Genomic DNA, 16,128 nt, shown 5'->3' on the forward strand with positions numbered 1-16,128 from the left:
TTCGCAACGTGCAAAAGCGTCACCCGGTGTCGGCGACTGGGTGTCACATCGACGGTGACAGCGGTGTCGACGCGTCCCTGAACTCCCGGTAGACGCGCTCTCCCCACTCGAACGCTTCCGGCGTCTCGTTCTCGATGAGTCCTCGAATCGCGGTCGACTCGTCGTGAACGAACACGAATACGCGCGATTCCGACGGCGTTTCGACGAGCGCGAGTTCGTAGGGGACCGAGTCGATCACGTGCAGGTCGAACCCGCCGTCGATCACGACGTCGGTGACCCAGTCCGGATACTCCTCCCGAATGAACCGGGCGAACTCCGCCGTGACTACGGCTTCGCCCTCGAGATCCCCGTCCACGACGCTGTCGTACAGCTGCGTCCGAAGCTGCGGGACCCGTTCGGCGGCGCTGACGCCGCGTACCCGTTCGGCCGAACTGACGAGATCGACGATCGCCTGAAGCGGTTTGGCGGGCGCGTGAGACGGTGGCTCGATCGTCCGTGCACCGGCCAGTAACGCGGCCGACATCGGTGCGCCCCGCGGCACGTCCGCGAGCAGTTCGCTGGCGTCGCCGATCGACTCGAGCGTCTCGGCGCTCCGGCGCTGTTCCGCGAGTGCCAGTCGACCGGCGACGGTCAGGCGATAGGTGCCCTCGTCGCGCCGGAGGAACTGTAGCCACTCGAGTTCGCGAATCCCGCGGTCGACAGTCGACCGGGAGCACTCGAGTGACTCACAGAGCGCTTGCTTGTCGCGTGGCTCGCTCTCGAGCGCCTCGAGGAGGGGGCGGCGTCGCGTGACGGTCTGGAGGACGTCGAGCGTTGAACTGGGCGGACGCATCGGCACACCGAAAGTAATTGCCGGATTGAAATAAACCTTGATCGTCCGGATCTCGTCGTCAGTCGCCGGTTCCATGCACCCTGACGGTGCGTTCGTCCGAATCGTCGGCGGTTTCGACCCGGATCGGGAACTCGTCGTCCCGTTCGACGGGGTAAGTCTCGTACCCCAGCACGACCGTTTCGCTCGTCCCGGCGTCCACCGTCACGGTCGCGGAATCGACCCGTTCGGGCTCTCGACCGACCAGCAGTTCGATCTCCTGGGTCGTGTCGCCGATCATCATCATGTGGCCCTCGTTTTCGACGGCGACGGTTACCTCGAGGCGCTCGCCGCCGGTAACGGGGGCGTTCGTCTCGAGGATCTCGACCGCGAACGGCGGTCGGATCTCGGGGCCGTCGTCCGTCACGAGGTCGCTCGTTCGGCCGTCCTCGCAGACGACCCGCGCCATCGTCGGGTAGCCGGCGGCGATCCACCCCGGATGCTCCCGCGCGAACGTCGCGTCGTCGTCCCTCCCGGAGAGATCGTCGACGGCGACCACCGTGTGATTCTGCCCCTCGATCCAGACGAGCCGATCGAGCGTTCCCTCGGGATCGTGGGCAGTCAGATCGACCTCGACCGTCTCGTCGACGCCGACGACCGCGTCCGCACCGGGGTCGGTGGTGAGGTCGGTGATCGACGGCGGTTCGGGCCCGTCGGACGCGACCTGCATCGTCCACTCGTGGGTCGCAGTGTCGCCGTTCGCTGGAACGGTGGCGCGCACGTCGTACGTCCCCTCTGCGTCCGGTTCGGCGAGGTACGCCCCGATTCCGGTCGCGTAGGTGTAGTCGGTGGCCAGCGCGAGGTCACCCGCGACGTCGTCGTCGACGTCCCACTCGACGTCACCGGGCTCGAGCGGCTCCGTCGACGCGACCTCGAACAACACCGACGTTTCCGGTCGAACCGTCACCTCGTCGGCGGGTCGAATCGCGGCGGAGCCGTCGTCGTCGAGTCCGATCACCGTCGCGGTTCGCTCGTCGCTCCCGCCGGCCGCCTCGACCCTGACGGGGAACTGCTGCGTGTTCGCGACGCGGGCCGTCTCGTAACCCAGTGTGATCGTCTCGCTCGAGCCGGGATCGACGGAAACCGTCGCGTCGGCCACGGTTTCGGGGTCGTGGCCGACGACGAGCCGGCTGTCGACGACCGCCGTCTCGGAGCCGCGGTTCTCGAGGTCGACTGTCACCTCGAGCCACTCGCCCGTTTCGACGGGTGTGTTCGTTTCGCGGATTCGAACGGTCGTTTCGTCGGCGCTCTCGGCTCTCTTAGTTCTGGTCGCACCCAGGGCGAACACGGCTACCGTCCCGGCTGTGGCTCCCTGGAGAACGCGACGTCGGAGTGGTCTCTTCCCCCACATACTCGTCGGAGCTTCGCTGCTGTCGAGCGATAATGACCGGGGACCGTTCCGTCCGAAAGGACTGATTCACGCACAGTAGGCGGTGCGAACGGGTTGGAAGGGCTGTTGTGAGACGTGCAACTGGAGAGCCGGCCCCTGAACGGTTCTAAAAATCTCACAGGAGAGCGGAGCGATCGATCGCTACTCGAGGGTTTACACGCCGGTGCTGTAGCGCAGGATGCCGGCGAAGCCGCCGAAGGCGTTGTAGAGCTGTTCGCCCTTCTCGAAGTCGGTCGAGATGAACTTCGTCGTGGTACCACGCTGTTCGGCGATCTCGATGAGGTGGTCGATGGCGTCCTCGCGGTCCTCTTCGGTGGCCTCGACGTCGGATCCGCACTCGGTACAGGTGTGGGCAGGCGTCGACTTGCGTCGGTCGACGACCTCTCGGTCCGTGTTGCCACACTCCTCGCAGTCGTAGCTGATGACGTCCTTCCGCAGGTCCTCGCTGATCAGCAGGCGGTCGACCGCGCCCATCATGAGGTTCCGTCGGGTCTGTTCGAACCCGTACGTGGCGAGGTCGCCCGCATTGAGTTCCTCGAAGAACTCCTCCATCTGCTTTTTGTCCTTCATCACCTCGGCGTCGGCCAGCGCCTCCTCGGCGTTGTCGACGAGGTCCTTCAGGCCGGACTCGTCGGTGTAGGCGACGTCGAACTTTCCGATCACGCTGTCCTGGATCTCGTGGTGGAGGTAGTCGCCGTCCAGGAACTCGTCCTTGGTTGGCGAGGGACCGCCGACGAGAATTCCGTCGAGTTCGTGTCGCTTGGCGACGAACAGGTCGTTCGCCATCCCCGCGACCTCCTGGTAGAAGTTGTCGATCGCCTCGAGGCGCAGTCGGGCGAACCGCTGGGCGGACTGGCCACCCTTGCGCTGTTTGCCGGGAACGAGGGAGGAGGCGGATTTGACCGGTTCGACGCGTTTGCCCTTCAGCCAGCCGACGTTGGCCTCGCGCCTGTCGAGGACGATCAGGCCGTAGAGGCCCTGGTCCGCCATCATCTCCTCGAGCGGTTCGATCAGGAAGTCCGAGTCGCAGTGATAGCGGAACGACTCGACGGGCTGGGGCGGGCCCTCGAGCACCCGCGTGACCATCTCGGTCTGGCCGCCGCCGGAGTCGACTGCACCGGAGAACACCACCATCCCGTTCTCTGGCGGGAAGGTGTCGTAGTATCGCAGCCGGTCCTTGATACTCGTCAGCGCGTCCTGGACGGCCGTCCGGGTCTGCTTGGACTTGATGTTGGCCGCCTCGCTGTGTTCCTGGGTGACGTGTTGGACGACGTCACTGACCTGGCGATCCTCGGGAATGTAGATCGATACGAGCTGCGTGCCAGAGCCCTCGAAGTCCTTGAGATCCTCGATAACCTTCCGGAACTCGTACTTCTTCCGGTCGGATTGCTCCTGCTCGCCCTCCTGGCTCATTAGCCGTACAAAACGGAGCTGTGGCTAAGTATTCTTTGACACGCATCGGTTACAGTACCCATCGACAGTCGGTGCACACCCGATTACACAGTCGTGTGTGATCCGTTTCAGCTGCCTCTGTAGCGCGGGTGACCCACTGGATCGCGTCGTGACTGCCCTCGCCGAAACGCCGTCGGCACTGGCTGGATTCTCGAGGTGACGATTTAAGGGCCTCCCGTTCCACAGTCAGTACAGAAATCGAGTATGTCTTACGAAACTGTATATGCTATCGCGAGCGGGAAGGGCGGCGTCGGGAAGACGACGACGACGGTGAATCTGGGAACTGCACTGGCCCAGGCGGGCGAGCGCGTCGCCATCGTCGACGCGGACCTTGGGATGGCGAACCTGGCAGGGTTCGTCGGCCTCAACCCCGACTCGACGACGCTCTCCGACGTCCTCGCCGAGAGCGCGTCGGTCGACGACGCAACCTACCGACTGGCGGAGAACATCGTCGCCGTCCCGAGCGGGACCAGCCTCGACGACTACGCCGAGACTGCACCGGAACAACTCCGCGACGTCGTCGACGAACTCCGGTCGCAGTACGACGCCGTCCTCCTCGACGTCGGCGCCGGCGTCTCCCACGAAACCGTGCTTCCGCTCGGCCTCGCCGACGCCGTCGTCGTCGTCTCGACGCCCGAACCCGCGGCCGTCCACGACTCGACGAAGACGCTCGAGTTGACCGAGCGCGCCGGCGGCGAGGTCACCGGTCTCGTCCTCACTCGGACGCGTCCCGAGACGGACGTCTCCTACGAGGAGATCGCCGACCAGCTCGGCCTCCCGCTGCTCGGGACGATTCCGGAGGATCCCGCGGCCCGCGAGAGCGTCTACGCCGGAACCCCCCTGGTCGTTCACGCACCCGACAGCCCTGCGTCGGCCGCGTATCGCCAGCTCACAGCCGATCTGGCCGGAGTCGACGTTCTGAACGATCGTCCTGACGGAGGGTCCGAATCGGGTAGTGGATCGGGTACGCCACCCGCCGACGATTCGGATGCGAGCGCAGACGCGACCCGTGACTCGGAGGCGCAACAGGACGACGTCTCGAGTGCAATCACGGAGGCCGAAGCCGAGCGGTAACGCCGGACGACGGTCGCCGTGATGAAGCCGTTTGTTGGCCACTACCGCGACGGTAGGGGGTCTCTGGACGGGCCAGCAGGCCTCGTCTGCGACCGAGATGTGTCGAAAGGGGAAACTACCACGAGACGACGACTCTCGACGAGACCGGTCGTTGTGAGATGGACGTCTCGAAATCAGAAACGGTAGTGATAGCGCCTGGGAAGGGCCCAAAGACGGTATTTCACCTTCAATAACTGTACTCGCCGCGAGACAGTCCGTTTCTCTCTTCTTTCCGATTGGAACGAGGTGATTACTAATCGGGGAGTCTCTCGACGGCCCTCGTATGGAGCGACGAAAAATCCTCCTCGGTAGTGGAACAGTGCTCGCAACCGTACTCGCTGGCTGCTCGAGTTCAGAAACCGACGATCCACGTTCGGACGACTCGGACGACAGCTCGGTCGGCGGTAACGGCAAAGACGACGAGAAAGACGACAAAGACGACGACAAGGACGAGAAAGACGCTGACAAAGACGACGACGAGAAAGACGACAAAGACGACGACAAGGACGACCACGAGATCCCCGGATTCAAGAAAGGGAAGGTCGACCTCAAAAGCGACCTGCTCTCGATCGAGAAGATCAAGCGTGACGGCAAGAAGCTGGTCGTCGTCGTCGACACGAAGACGCTCGACGAGGACAAACTGGCCGCCGAAATCGAGTCGCTCGTGAAGACGCACGAGGACGCGGTCGTCGATCCCGAAAAGTTCGCCGCGGAGATCGACACCGTCTACTGGCACGTCGAACACGAGAAGAACCTGGTCGCCTCGTTCTACGTCAAGGTCGACTGGATCGTCAAGCACCTGAAGGGCAAGCTCACGTTGCAGGAGCTCGTCGACAAGATCGCGGCGACGGCCCAGTAGGGGCACGCTGTCGACTGTAACTGTTTGTCGGATTCGCCGGACGGCCGCGGCGAATCCACCACACTGACTTACAGCCACCGGTATCTCTCGCAGGCGGACGCCTGCGATCGCCCGTCGAGACGAGAGCCTGTTCCTCGAAACTCGAGTCCGCCGTAACTCGAGCCGCCGGTGTTCTTTCGAGCGACGAGTCGGGTCGTGACTCCCGTCTGTCGAAAGCAATAGCGACCGCTACATCGAGCGCGGCGCGTCGACGCCGAGGATCGAGAGCGCGTTCGCGACCGTGTGTTTCGAAGCGGCCACGAGCGCGAGCCGCGCCTCGCGGACTTCGGGGTCGACCTCGTCCGCGAGGACGGGACACTCCCGGTAGAAGCCATTGAACCGGTCGGCGAACTCGCGGGTGTAGGTCGCGACCTGGTGGGGCTCCAGATCGTCGGCTGCCTCGTCGACGACCGACGGGAAGCGAGCGATCGTCTCGAGCAGGTCGCGCTCTTCGGGCGTCTCGAGCAGGTCGGCGTCGGCGGCGTCGAGGTCCAGCGCCTCGAGGTCACCCTCGGGATCGACGTCGGCCTCCTCCAGAATTCCACAGCAGCGCGCGTGGACGTACTGCACGTAGGGGGCGGACTGCGCCTCGAAGTCGAGCGCCTGGTCCCACTCGAAGGTGATCGCCTTCGTGGGCTGCTTCGAGACGATGTCGTACCGAACTGCGCCGATACCGACCTGGTGGGCGATGCGCTCGATGTCCTCCTCGTCCAGGTCGTCGTCGCGGATCCGGTCGTCCAGGCGGGTTTCGACCTCGTCGCGAGCGCGGTCGATCGCCTCGTCGAGCAGGTCGTCCAGATCGACGCCGGTCCCTCTACGAGTGCTCATCTTCCCCTCGGGAAGGTTCACGTAGGAGTACAGCACCTGCCGCAGCGGCTCCGTCTCGTTACCGAGCAACTCGAGGGTCGTCCGAAGCTGCTTGGCCTGGAGCTTGTGGTCCTCGCCGAGCACCGTCACCGCGCGGTCGTAGTTGTCGAACTTCCACTCGTGGTGAGCCAGGTCGCGTGTCGGATAGAGCGAGGTGCCGTCGGCGCGCAGGAAGACGAGGTTCTTGTCGATCCCGTGATCCTCGAGTTCGAGTTGCCAGGCGTCCTCCTCGTAGACGGCCTCGTCGAGTTCCTTCAGTCGGCTCACGAGTTCGTCGGTATCGCCGTTGCGCATGAATTTCGTCTCCTTGACGAACTCGTCGAACTCCGCGGGCAGGCGCGCGAGACACTCCTTCATGCCGCCGAGCACCTGGTCGACAACCTCGCTGACGCGCTCGTAGGCCTCGTCGTCGCCCGCCTCGAGGCCCTGCATGATCGACTCGATCTCGGCTTCGGCTTCGGCGACCTCGTCTTCGGGGCCGTTCTCGAGGAAGGCGTTGCCCTTCCGGTAGTAGCGGACGAGGTCGTACTCGGGGCGGTCGCGTTCCGGTTCCGACTCGAGATCCGCCTCGTCGAACGTCTCGTAGGCCCAGGTGAAGACGGCCATCTGCCGGCCGGCGTCGTTGACGTAGTAGTGGCGGTCGACGTCGTAGCCGGCGTAGTCGAGTAGAGTGGCGACGGCGTCGCCGATGATCGGGTTCCGCGCGCGGCCGACGTGGACCGGCCCCGTCGGGTTCGCGCTCGTGTGTTCGACGACGACGTCTTCCCCGCGGTCCTCGAGTGCGCCGTACGTGTCGTCGGTCGCGGTCTCGAGCGTCTCGCCGAGGTAGGCGTCGCTCGGCAGGAAGTTGAGGTACGGTCCCTGGGTCTGCACGTCCGAGACGTAGGTCAGGGCGTCGACGTCGATCTCGTCGGCGAGTTGACCGGCTACCTGCGGCGGCGGTGCGCCGGCTTCGCCGGCGAGTCGGAAGGCGACGCTCGAGGCGAGTACGCTTTCGACGTCTTCCGGCGGTTCTTCGATCCCGAGGTCGTCCGTCGGGAACTCGAGGGTCGACAGCGCCTCCGCTATGGCGCTCTCGACCTCCGCGCGTAAGGCAAGGAACATACCCGCTCGTATTCAGGGGCCGACTAAAGGGATGTCGGGTTTCGTCGCGTTCGGTTCCCACTCCGCTATCGATCACGGCTCCTCCCTGCGTGCGACGGCATCAGCGTCAAACACAGTCACGGCCTCTATCAAGTGCATGACGACACTAACTGATGCTGATGAATCCGAGTCAGAGGAGTCGGACGAATCGAACCCGCTCGAGGAGACGCCGGTATCGTCCGGCGATCCGGTGTCGGTTCTCGCAGCGCTCTCGGTCGCGTTCTCGTGGTACCTGTTCTACCTGAAGGAGGACAAGACCGCGGGTCTCTTCGTCGGTCTCTGGGCGCCGACGCTGCTCGGTGCCGCGGCGTACTTCCAGCAGAAGGAGCTCTACGCGATGCTCGAGAACGGCCTGACGTTCAACTAACGGTTTCGACTCGAGTAGCGGACGAACGCCGACATTATCTTTTGCAGAACTGGACCGACGACTCGTCCAGCGTCGCGACCGTTCGGAACCGCGCCTCGTGTACCGGCCGGAACGTCTCGTCGCTCGCGTCGAACTCCTCGGACGTCCAGAACCGCGCCTTCGTCGCGTCGCTTCCCGCCACCGGTTCGCCGTCGGTCTCGGCGCGGTCGACGACGTAGTAGACGTTCATCACCTGTTTTCCGTCTCGAGGCGGCAGCGACGCGGCGTCCAGCACCTCGAGCGCGTCGGGATCGACGACGACGCCGGTCTCCTCCTCGAGTTCGCGTGCGGCGGCCGTCTCGGGCTGTTCGTCGATCTCCATGTGGCCGCCGGGAAGGGTCCACTCGCCGACGCCCGGCGGGACGCCGCGTTCGACGCACAGTACGGCGGGTTCGGGTCCCGCACGGTCGACGACGGCGACGGTCGCACAGGGAACGGGGTTGTGCCAGATCACGCGCTCGCAGTTCGAACAGTGCTCGCGCTCGCGATTTTCGACGCGGACCGACTCGAGATCGGTGCCACAGCGGGGACAGAATTCGGCTGGTCGACCCACCATCTCAAAGTGTTTTCAGGCCGCTCCCGGTCAGCGGAACGACGACGTCGTCGTCGCTATCGACGACGCCGGCCTCTCGGTACTGGAGTAGCGCCGCCGGAGCGGCCGCGCTGGTCGGTTCGACGTAGAAGCCGCCCCGGTGGAGGCGGTCGAGTGCGGTCTCGATCGAGTCCGACTCGAGCGCGATAACGTCGCCGTCGGTCGTCTCGACCGCCTCGAAGATCTCGTCTCTGCGGGCGGGATCGGCGATCTGGATGCCGTCGGCGATGGTCTCCGTCTCGGTTTCGTCGCCTTCCTCGTCGGCTGCTGCTCCGAGGGCGTCGGCGATCGGCGCGTACCCCGCGCTCTGTGCGCCGAGCAGTCGCGGCATCTCGTCGACGATGCCGGCCTCGTTCAGCAACGAGAACCCGCGGTAGGCGCCGAGGAAGAGCGTTCCGTGACCGACCGGGAGCACGACGGCGTCGGGAACCGTCCAGTCGCGCTGGGCGGCGACCTCGAACGCGAAGGTCATCGTTCCGGCGTAAAAGGCCGGGTTCCAGGCGTGGCTGGCGTACCAGCCCTCGCCGGTTTGATTGGGTTCCGCGGTCGCGTTGCCCTCGTTCTCCGAACCGGTTCCGCCTCCGTTCTCGCCCTCGACGGCCTCGATACAGGCGTCGGTGACGTCCTGTCGGCTGCCCTCGATCCGCACCGGGCGGGCGTCGGCCCGCTGGATCGTCATCAGCTTCGACTGTTTGACGTCCGCTGGGACGTAGATGTCGGCGTCGATCCCCGCGCGGGCCGCGTAGGTCGCGATTGCGGCCCCCGCGTTGCCCGAGGAGTCCTCGAGAACCTTCTCGACGCCGAGTTCGACCGCCCGCGAGAGCGTCGTCGTCGCGCCGCGATCCTTGAACGATCCCGTCGGGAAGACGTACTCGAGTTTGAACTCGGCGTCCCACTCGGGTGCCTCGACGATCGGTGTAAAGCCCTCGTAGAACGTGACGTGCTGTTCGATCGGGAGAAACTCGAAGAAGGTCCACAGCCCCTGGCTGGTGTCGAGTTGCGAGAGCGGGAGCGGGTTGCCCTGCGGATGCGGACGGTCCGTGAACTCGAGGGCGTGTCCGCAGGCGCAGCGCCACGGTTCGTCGGGTCCGGCCTCGTAGACGGTGGCGCAGTCGGGGCAGATGAGATCGGCTGCCATCTCAGTACTCGTCGATCTCGGTTGCGACCGAGCAGACGTACTCGCCCGTCGCGACCTGGGGCAGTCGGCGCGTTCGCCAGAGGATCCCGTCGCTGTCGGCCGTCACCTCGCTCTTCGGTTCGCCGAAGGGTGTCGTCACCGTAAACAGCGTCTCGCTGTGACGGACGCGGTCGCCGAGGTCGGCCTCGAAGCGGACGAGGCCGCCGGCGGGCGCGCCGAACTGTTCGAACCCCTTCGCGCGGGTCTGGGAGTGGAGGGTGACGTCGCCGTCGAGGAAGCCGTAGTACTGGAGCACGTTGAACACCCCGTCGACGCCCTTCTGGATGCTCGTCTCGTCCCAGCCGACGCAGCCGCCGAGTTCGGGGTCGACTGTGGGGATCCCCTCGTCCGGTGCTGCCCGGGCGAGTTGCCCGTCCGGTCCCTTCTGGTCGAGGACGTAGCCACAGTCGAACACCTTCGCGAGTTCGAGACACTCGTCGTGGAGGCGGTGGCGCGAGCCACACCGGACGCGAACCTCGTCGATCATCCGGCTGGTCGAGCCCTGGTGGAGGTCGAGAATCATGTCCGCCCGAGTGGCCACGTCGAAGGTGGCGGCGGCGATCCGCTCGCTCGAGGTTCCGGTTTCGTTGCCCGGGTAGGCGCGATTCATCTTCGTGTCGTCGATCGGGTTGCGGTGTTCGGCGACCTGGAAGGCGTGGAAGTTGACGATGCCGACGATCAGGATCGTCCCGCTGAGTTCGGTCGGATCCAGTTGGGGGACGACGCGCTGGATCACGCCGACACCGTTGAGTTCGTCACCGTCGCTCGCCGCCTGCAGATAGAGAGTTTTCCCCGACCCCGTGCCGTTGATCACGGCGACGGGAAGACCGAAGGGAGTGCCGTCTCGAGTCTCGCCGACCTCGAGACGACCCGTATCGATCTCACCGGGGTCCGCGCTCGCCGTTCCGAGCGTCGTTGCCATGTCACTGAGGTTGAACCCGTCGGCCTTTATTGATTCGGTTGAACCCCGCTTCGTGCCGCGAACGATCGTTCGCGGCGGAGCCCCGGTGACGGTGTGGCATTCGCCAGCATCAGACTCGTTCCGGTTCGACAGCGGGTGTTCACCGCTCGCGCACGACCGCCCCACCTTTAGTGGGCTCTTTCTGGTTGGTTCCGTCGGTGAACGATCATGACTGACAATCTACCACAGCCCGGCGACGCGGACGGCGTATCACGAACGACGCGACGAACCGCGCTCGGGGTACTCGGCACCAGCGCGCTCGGTATCGGTGCCGCCGCGATTGGAGCCGCCGACGACGGACACGACGGAGCCCGAAACGGACGCCGGGAGGCGAGGGTCGCAGGCCCCGACCCCGAAGACTACGTCGACAGCAGCGGCGCGCCCCTCGAGGAGCCCGACGACGGGACCGAACTGTTCGATCCGGAGCCGGAGTTCCCGCCCTACGTCACCTACGACGAGATGGTCGACGAGTTCGGGGAGAAGGCCGAAGCGTACCTGGAGCCCCACGGGAGCGGTCCGCTTCTCGATTCGCGCCGATCGATCGTCGATCCCGAAGGCGAACCCCTCACCTGGGGTGAGTACGGCAACCCGGAGGGAACCGCGACGGTCACGACGCGCGGAGAGGACGGCGACGGGAACCGACGGGCGACGGTCGAACTCGACCTCGAGGGCCTGATCCCCGGAGGCGTTTACACGGCCTGGGTCGTCCACCGGCCGACGTGGCACAGGCCGCTCGGCGGAAACGACGGCGAGAACAACGTGTTCCGCGCCGACGCCGACGGTGTCGGTCGTCTCGAGACCGTCGACGAGCCGGCCGAACTCACGCTTCCACCGGGCGCGACGACCGACGAGGAGGCGGGGGTCGATCGGATCCCAGTGACGGAGTGTCCCCTCGACGTCGTCGACGAGTTCGTGATCGTCGGTGCGTATCACTACGACGACCGAACGTGGGGTTCACAGCCCGGTCCGTTCTTCTTGCCCCAGTTCACGGTTCCGTTCGGGATGGACGAGTAACGAAATTGAAGCGAGTCGAGGGTCACGGTCATCCTCGAGGAACCGAGATACTCAGAGGAAGAGTCCGTAGTAGTACGGACTGACGAACCCCTCGATGAACGCTGCGACGGCGAGCAGGATGCCCAGACCGACGACGACCCAGAAGGCCCGCTCGAGCGCGTCGGCGAGATCGCGGGGCGTCGCACGGCCGCGGATGGATCGCCAGCCGACGAGTCCTAGCCAGAGGCCGAGCGCGCTGGCGATAAAGATCGCTGGGACCTCGATGATCCCGTGGGGGACGACGAACGCGGCGAGTTCGACGAGTTCGACCTCGAGTCGGGCGTAGATCCCCATCACGAAGCCGTTGAACGCGAGCGAGACGAACGCGGGAATCGCGAGCGCGAGCCCGGCGTACGCGGTCGTGTAGGCGACCATCCAGTTGTTGCCGAAGAACTCGAGGGCTGCCGCCGGCGGGATGTGGCCCTCGAGTCGGGCCGCGATGGACGTCTCGACGGTGCCGGCCAGCGGCTCGGCGACCTCCCAGCCCGCCCAGAACGACGCGACGGCCGCGACGACGACGAAGGCGTGCAACAGCGGCGTCGCCCGGACGAACGACAGCATCTCGCGCCAGCCTCGACGAAGTCCGCCAGTAAACTGGTGACGGAGCGACCGCTCCGGAACCGACGGCGGTGAGAGTCTCCCCCTCGAGTCGCCGTACAACGCCGTCTTCAGCAGATCGAGAAACGGGAACAGAACGAGCGTCGTGACCAGCGTGCCGACGGAGAGGACGTCGACCATCGCCAGGACGCCGGTGACGACGGACAGCGCGACCAGGCTTCCGACGGCGATCACGTAGTAGAACGCTGCACCGATCGGCTGACGCCGGATAAAGCCGGCGGCTCGAGAGACCGAGTCGAACACGCTCGCGTCGTCGACGACGATCGCGACCGGTGCGAACGCGAACACCGCTCGGATGACCACGACCAGAAGACCCGCGAGGAACACCGCCGGCAGGCCGACGAGGATCGTCGCGAGCCCCGTCCCGGTGACGGCAGTGAGCACCGCACCGAACAGGGCGACACCGATAGCGATCAGCCCGAAGACGAGGATCCAGAGGACGAACTCGAGGACGTAGAGTCCGGCGAACCGCAGCCAGAATCGCCGGGCACCCGCGAGTCCGACGAGGAGCCCGCGGTCGTCACGGAGCCGTCCGTAACAGGCCGCAAGCTGTCCGGCGGAGATCACCGCGAAGAGCCCGATTCCACTCACCACGGTCGCGGCAATCGTCACCAGCACGAGCAGGCCGAGTTCGAACGTGATCAGCTGTTCGAGCAGCGGAACGAGCCCCTCCGCCCACGCGTCGAACGCGTCGGGTTCGGCCTCGGGATCGGGTGGATCGAGCGTTCCCGCCTCGAACTCGGCCCGGAGCAGTTCGAGCCGTCCGGTCAACTCGAGGTAGAGGTAGCCGAGGAAGAGCCCGAGAAACGGGATGAGACGAACGATGGCCGGGACTGCCGCACCGAGCAAGTAGAACGGAAGGAGATCGCTCGGCCGCTGTCGAAGAACCGCGACGGCGGCGGAGATCGACGCTGAAAGTGTCATATCGCTAGTTTCTCGAATTCGGAGTTAAATCATCCGTTCGCGGAACCGGCCGTCGATCGACCGCAATCGGTGGCGGGATCGGTTGCATTCCGTCGTCAGTTGAACGTACGGTCGTCGAACTCGTCGGTCGTCTCGTCGGGTTCCTGGTTCGACAGCCGAGGCGTGAACCCACCCGTGAGGATGACTGCGACGACCACGAGCGCCGCCGAGAGGACGACGAAGTCGGCGCTCGGGTCGTAGCCGGCGAGTCCGGCGCCGGTCGAGACGACGAAGATGGCGACCGCGAAGACGACGGTCGCGACGAGGCCGATGACGACGATTCCGATCACGCTTCCGAGCAGGCCGCGAAGGAGGTTACGCAGTGTCGACATGTTCGTCGTCCCGTTCGAAGGGCGGTACCGTAGTGGTTGTGCTCCGTCCGCGACCGGCGCGAGCGATGTTCGGGGACACTGATTCAGCTACGGGGGCGCTCGAAGATGCCGTCTGGTGGGTGCCACGGCGCACGTGACGGTGTTCAGATTATACCGATTCGTTGAGAGAATCGAACACTACGAAAGGCCCAGCCCTTTTCATTCCCACCCGCGATGGCTGGCCAGGCAGCCGACTCAGGAGGAAATGAAAGAGGCGTTTGTGGTGGTTTCACCGGAACCTGATCTCTCACAGTAGAATCTGAGCACGGCCGGCACACGTGGCGGCGACGTTTACGTGACCCGACCGCGTACTGGTAGGTATGGTCACGACACTCTCTGCGGACCGGCTCGCGGAACTACAGGACGACGACGAGGAGTTCGCGCTCGTCGACACGCGTCCCGAGGACAGCTACGAGTCCTGGCACGTCTCCGGGGCGATTCACTTCCCGTTCGGGCCCGAGGAGCAACTCGACGGCCGCCTCGAGGAGTTTGAGGACGTCGTCGGCGACGCCGAACGGGTGATCACCATCTGCGCGAAGGGGCTCTCCTCCGGGAATCTGGCGACCCAACTCGAGTCGGCCACCGACGCGTACGACGTCCAGACCGTCGACGGCGGGATGAAGGGGTGGAGCGGCGTCTACGACCACGTCGAGATCGAGGGCACCGGCGACGCCCGGATCGTCCAGGTCCAGCGCCGCGCGAAGGGCTGTCTGAGCTACGTCGTCGGCTGCGAGGAGACGGGCGAGGCGGTCGTCGTCGATCCGACGGCGGACACCGACGAGTTCACCGTCGCCGCCGAGGAGGCCGACCTCTCCATTGTCGGCGTCGTCGACACCCACGTCCACGCCGACCACGTCTCCGGCGGTCGCCAGCTCGCCGACGAGTTCGACGTCCCCTACTACCTCGGCGACCGCGCCGAGGAGCGCGACGTCGAGTTCGAGTACACGGCGCTCGAGCGCAACGAGGTGCTCGAGGTCGGCGAGCGCGAACTCAAAGCCGTCGTCGCGCCGGGCCATACCAGCGAGATGATCAACGTCCTCGTCGACGACCGGGCGCTGCTGACGGCCGATACGCTCCACGTCGACTCGACCGGCCGGACGGAACTCGAGTTCAGCGAAGACGAGGGAGAAAAAGGCGCCAGGATGCTCTACGAGACGCTCCACCGGACGATCCTGGCCGAACCCGAGAGCGTCCTCGTCCTGCCGGGACACGTCACCGTCACCGCGGACGGCGAGTTCGCCCACGGCTCGCCCGGCGAGGCCGTCACGACGACGATCCGCGACGCGCGCACGGGCATCGACGTCCTGAATCTCGAGGAGGAGGCATTCGTCGACCGGATGGCCGACGCCGGCGAGAAACCGTCGAACTACGAGGAGATCATCGAACGTAATCGGGGTGCGCTCGAACTGCCGCCCGAGGATCGGATCGAACTCGAGTTGGGGCCGAACAACTGCTCGGCGTAGGCGGCGTCGGCCGCAGCCTACCGCGAGTACGTCTCGAGCCGCTCGATATTCCCGTCCCCGAGGTCGAAGAAGTCGGCGAACTCGAACAGCGTCCGCTCCTCGCCCTCGTCGACCACGCGGCCGCGAACCGCGACGCGGTCGCCGTCGTCGATCACGTCCTCGAGTTCGTGCCGGGTGTCGGGGTTCGGACGGTCGTCACGCATGAACCGGACGAACGCCTCCCGGCTCTCGAACCGCCGATCCGATCGTTGCTGGACGAAGTCTGGAGCGAGAATCTCCTCGAGCGCGTCGTACTCGTGTCCATCGAGGGCGTCGTAGTATCGTTCGACCAGGGCGACGGTGTCCATATCGACCCTACCGGTGTGATCGTCAAAAGCGGCGTCATCACGTCTCCGCCCGTCATCTCGCTCACTCCTCTGGGAGTCCAGACGCCGTCTTCTCCGGCTCCGTTGAACCTCCGTTTTCAGCCGCGTTTTTGGCCGAAGCAGCTGTTAGGTAGGGGCATAGACTGATTGTTGTCGCACTCACGGGTGCGTAACCTGTGGCACTCTCGGAATCTCGGCTACGACGCCCGTTCGTCATCGACTGTTCTCTACACACGCGTAATCGCCTTCTTCCGCTCGAATCCACATCGTTTCAAGCTGTTCGTCCGTCACCGCTGCTGGATAGAGAACGCACACGTTGGGCGTGTTCGGATTTTCAACCACGACACCGCTCAGCTCTCTTTTTTCCGCTGGGTTTTCGAAACGTGAGTTCATTTATGATCGTATCGTTTGCTCGATCGTAGAGCTCT

The 16,128-nt window shown here is 65.3% G+C and carries 16 protein-coding genes; 5 read left to right on the plus strand and 11 right to left on the minus strand.

What is annotated here, in order from left to right:
- Window positions 1-43: 43 nt before the first annotated feature.
- The 3 genes from CV102_RS11815 to prf1 form a co-directional block, all read right to left on the minus strand.
- Window positions 44-907 (minus strand): helix-turn-helix transcriptional regulator, encoded by an 864-nt coding sequence (locus CV102_RS11815; RefSeq protein ID WP_148858204.1) that lies wholly within the window; start codon window positions 905-907, stop codon window positions 44-46.
- Window positions 891-2,219 (minus strand): hypothetical protein, encoded by a 1,329-nt coding sequence (locus tag CV102_RS11820; protein WP_148858205.1) that lies wholly within the window; start codon window positions 2,217-2,219, stop codon window positions 891-893. The genes CV102_RS11815 and CV102_RS11820 overlap by 17 nt, the downstream gene beginning before the upstream one ends.
- A gap of 192 nt (window positions 2,220-2,411) precedes the next feature.
- Entirely contained in the window at window positions 2,412-3,671 is a 1,260-nt protein-coding gene (gene prf1, locus CV102_RS11825; RefSeq protein ID WP_148858206.1) for a peptide chain release factor aRF-1, read from the minus strand.
- Window positions 3,672-3,914: 243 nt separating this feature from the next.
- Here prf1 and minD point away from each other — a divergent pair, with 243 nt between their 5' ends.
- Entirely contained in the window at window positions 3,915-4,784 is an 870-nt protein-coding gene (gene minD / locus CV102_RS11830; RefSeq protein WP_148858207.1) for a cell division ATPase MinD, read from the plus strand.
- A 322-nt stretch (window positions 4,785-5,106) separates the two neighbouring features.
- Window positions 5,107-5,682: a hypothetical protein gene (locus tag CV102_RS11835; RefSeq protein WP_148858208.1), complete on the plus strand. Its 576-nt coding sequence runs from the start codon at window positions 5,107-5,109 to the stop codon at window positions 5,680-5,682.
- 228 nt (window positions 5,683-5,910) lie between these two features.
- Here the strand turns inward: CV102_RS11835 and argS are convergent, their stop codons facing one another.
- Window positions 5,911-7,692, minus strand: coding sequence for an arginine--tRNA ligase (argS, locus tag CV102_RS11840; protein WP_148858209.1), 1,782 nt, complete (start codon window positions 7,690-7,692; stop codon window positions 5,911-5,913).
- A gap of 136 nt (window positions 7,693-7,828) precedes the next feature.
- Here argS and CV102_RS11845 point away from each other — a divergent pair, with 136 nt between their 5' ends.
- Window positions 7,829-8,098 carry a hypothetical protein gene (locus tag CV102_RS11845; RefSeq protein WP_148858210.1) on the plus strand — a complete coding sequence of 90 codons (270 nt, stop codon included), beginning with the start codon at window positions 7,829-7,831 and terminating at the stop codon, window positions 8,096-8,098.
- Window positions 8,099-8,132: 34 nt separating this feature from the next.
- Here the strand turns inward: CV102_RS11845 and CV102_RS11850 are convergent, their stop codons facing one another.
- Genes CV102_RS11850 through CV102_RS11860 form a run of 3 tightly spaced genes read right to left on the minus strand, consistent with a single transcriptional unit; the run spans window position 8,133 to window position 10,828 of the window.
- Window positions 8,133-8,693 carry an NUDIX domain-containing protein gene (locus tag CV102_RS11850; protein ID WP_148858211.1) on the minus strand — a complete coding sequence of 187 codons (561 nt, stop codon included), beginning with the start codon at window positions 8,691-8,693 and terminating at the stop codon, window positions 8,133-8,135.
- A 1-nt stretch (window position 8,694) separates the two neighbouring features.
- Window positions 8,695-9,867: a pyridoxal-phosphate dependent enzyme gene (locus CV102_RS11855; protein ID WP_148858212.1), complete on the minus strand. Its 1,173-nt coding sequence runs from the start codon at window positions 9,865-9,867 to the stop codon at window positions 8,695-8,697.
- Window position 9,868: 1 nt separating this feature from the next.
- The gene (locus CV102_RS11860; RefSeq protein WP_148858213.1) at window positions 9,869-10,828 is read right to left on the minus strand and encodes a succinylglutamate desuccinylase/aspartoacylase family protein; all 960 of its coding nucleotides are present in this window, start codon (window positions 10,826-10,828) and stop codon (window positions 9,869-9,871) included.
- Between the two features lie 207 nt (window positions 10,829-11,035).
- Between CV102_RS11860 and CV102_RS11865 the strand changes: the two genes are divergently transcribed.
- Window positions 11,036-11,881, plus strand: coding sequence for a hypothetical protein (locus tag CV102_RS11865; protein ID WP_148858214.1), 846 nt, complete (start codon window positions 11,036-11,038; stop codon window positions 11,879-11,881).
- Between the two features lie 51 nt (window positions 11,882-11,932).
- On the opposite strand, the gene CV102_RS11870 is transcribed toward CV102_RS11865, so the two are convergent.
- A complete protein-coding gene (locus tag CV102_RS11870; protein WP_148858215.1) occupies window positions 11,933-13,462 on the minus strand; it encodes a stage II sporulation protein M in 1,530 nt (509 codons plus the stop codon).
- Window positions 13,463-13,557: 95 nt separating this feature from the next.
- On the minus strand, window positions 13,558-13,833 hold the full coding sequence (locus tag CV102_RS11875; protein WP_148858216.1) for a hypothetical protein: 276 nt from the start codon (window positions 13,831-13,833) through the stop codon (window positions 13,558-13,560).
- A gap of 359 nt (window positions 13,834-14,192) precedes the next feature.
- On the opposite strand from CV102_RS11875, the gene CV102_RS11880 reads away from it, so the two are divergent.
- A complete protein-coding gene (locus tag CV102_RS11880; RefSeq protein ID WP_148858217.1) occupies window positions 14,193-15,335 on the plus strand; it encodes an MBL fold metallo-hydrolase in 1,143 nt (380 codons plus the stop codon).
- Window positions 15,336-15,352: 17 nt separating this feature from the next.
- Here CV102_RS11880 and CV102_RS11885 read toward each other — a convergent pair whose 3' ends face one another.
- Window positions 15,353-15,682: a nuclear transport factor 2 family protein gene (locus CV102_RS11885; RefSeq protein WP_148858218.1), complete on the minus strand. Its 330-nt coding sequence runs from the start codon at window positions 15,680-15,682 to the stop codon at window positions 15,353-15,355.
- Between the two features lie 231 nt (window positions 15,683-15,913).
- A complete protein-coding gene (locus CV102_RS27395) occupies window positions 15,914-16,093 on the minus strand; it encodes a DUF7511 domain-containing protein (RefSeq protein WP_449289630.1) in 180 nt (59 codons plus the stop codon).
- Window positions 16,094-16,128 lie beyond the last annotated feature (35 nt).

Source organism: Natronococcus pandeyae, from assembly GCF_008122205.1.
Lineage (GTDB): Archaea > Halobacteriota > Halobacteria > Halobacteriales > Natrialbaceae > Natronococcus > Natronococcus pandeyae.

What these genes read in the sequence shown, in the direction of transcription:
- CV102_RS11870 (WP_148858215.1), bottom strand. Translation starts at nt 13,462, where the DNA reads ATGACACTTTCAGCGTCGATCTCCGCCGCCGTCGCGGTTCTTCGACAG.
- CV102_RS11845 (WP_148858210.1), top strand. Translation starts at nt 7,829, where the DNA reads ATGACGACACTAACTGATGCTGATGAATCCGAGTCAGAGGAGTCGGAC.
- CV102_RS11880 (WP_148858217.1), top strand. Translation starts at nt 14,193, where the DNA reads ATGGTCACGACACTCTCTGCGGACCGGCTCGCGGAACTACAGGACGAC.
- CV102_RS11865 (WP_148858214.1), top strand. Translation starts at nt 11,036, where the DNA reads ATGACTGACAATCTACCACAGCCCGGCGACGCGGACGGCGTATCACGA.
- CV102_RS11875 (WP_148858216.1), bottom strand. Translation starts at nt 13,833, where the DNA reads ATGTCGACACTGCGTAACCTCCTTCGCGGCCTGCTCGGAAGCGTGATC.
- CV102_RS11850 (WP_148858211.1), bottom strand. Translation starts at nt 8,693, where the DNA reads ATGGTGGGTCGACCAGCCGAATTCTGTCCCCGCTGTGGCACCGATCTC.
- CV102_RS11815 (WP_148858204.1), bottom strand. Translation starts at nt 907, where the DNA reads ATGGAACCGGCGACTGACGACGAGATCCGGACGATCAAGGTTTATTTC.
- CV102_RS11885 (WP_148858218.1), bottom strand. Translation starts at nt 15,682, where the DNA reads ATGGACACCGTCGCCCTGGTCGAACGATACTACGACGCCCTCGATGGA.
- prf1 (WP_148858206.1), bottom strand. Translation starts at nt 3,671, where the DNA reads ATGAGCCAGGAGGGCGAGCAGGAGCAATCCGACCGGAAGAAGTACGAG.
- CV102_RS11860 (WP_148858213.1), bottom strand. Translation starts at nt 10,828, where the DNA reads ATGGCAACGACGCTCGGAACGGCGAGCGCGGACCCCGGTGAGATCGAT.
- CV102_RS11855 (WP_148858212.1), bottom strand. Translation starts at nt 9,867, where the DNA reads ATGGCAGCCGATCTCATCTGCCCCGACTGCGCCACCGTCTACGAGGCC.
- argS (WP_148858209.1), bottom strand. Translation starts at nt 7,692, where the DNA reads ATGTTCCTTGCCTTACGCGCGGAGGTCGAGAGCGCCATAGCGGAGGCG.
- CV102_RS27395 (WP_449289630.1), bottom strand. Translation starts at nt 16,093, where the DNA reads ATGAACTCACGTTTCGAAAACCCAGCGGAAAAAAGAGAGCTGAGCGGT.
- CV102_RS11820 (WP_148858205.1), bottom strand. Translation starts at nt 2,219, where the DNA reads ATGTGGGGGAAGAGACCACTCCGACGTCGCGTTCTCCAGGGAGCCACA.
- CV102_RS11835 (WP_148858208.1), top strand. Translation starts at nt 5,107, where the DNA reads ATGGAGCGACGAAAAATCCTCCTCGGTAGTGGAACAGTGCTCGCAACC.
- minD (WP_148858207.1), top strand. Translation starts at nt 3,915, where the DNA reads ATGTCTTACGAAACTGTATATGCTATCGCGAGCGGGAAGGGCGGCGTC.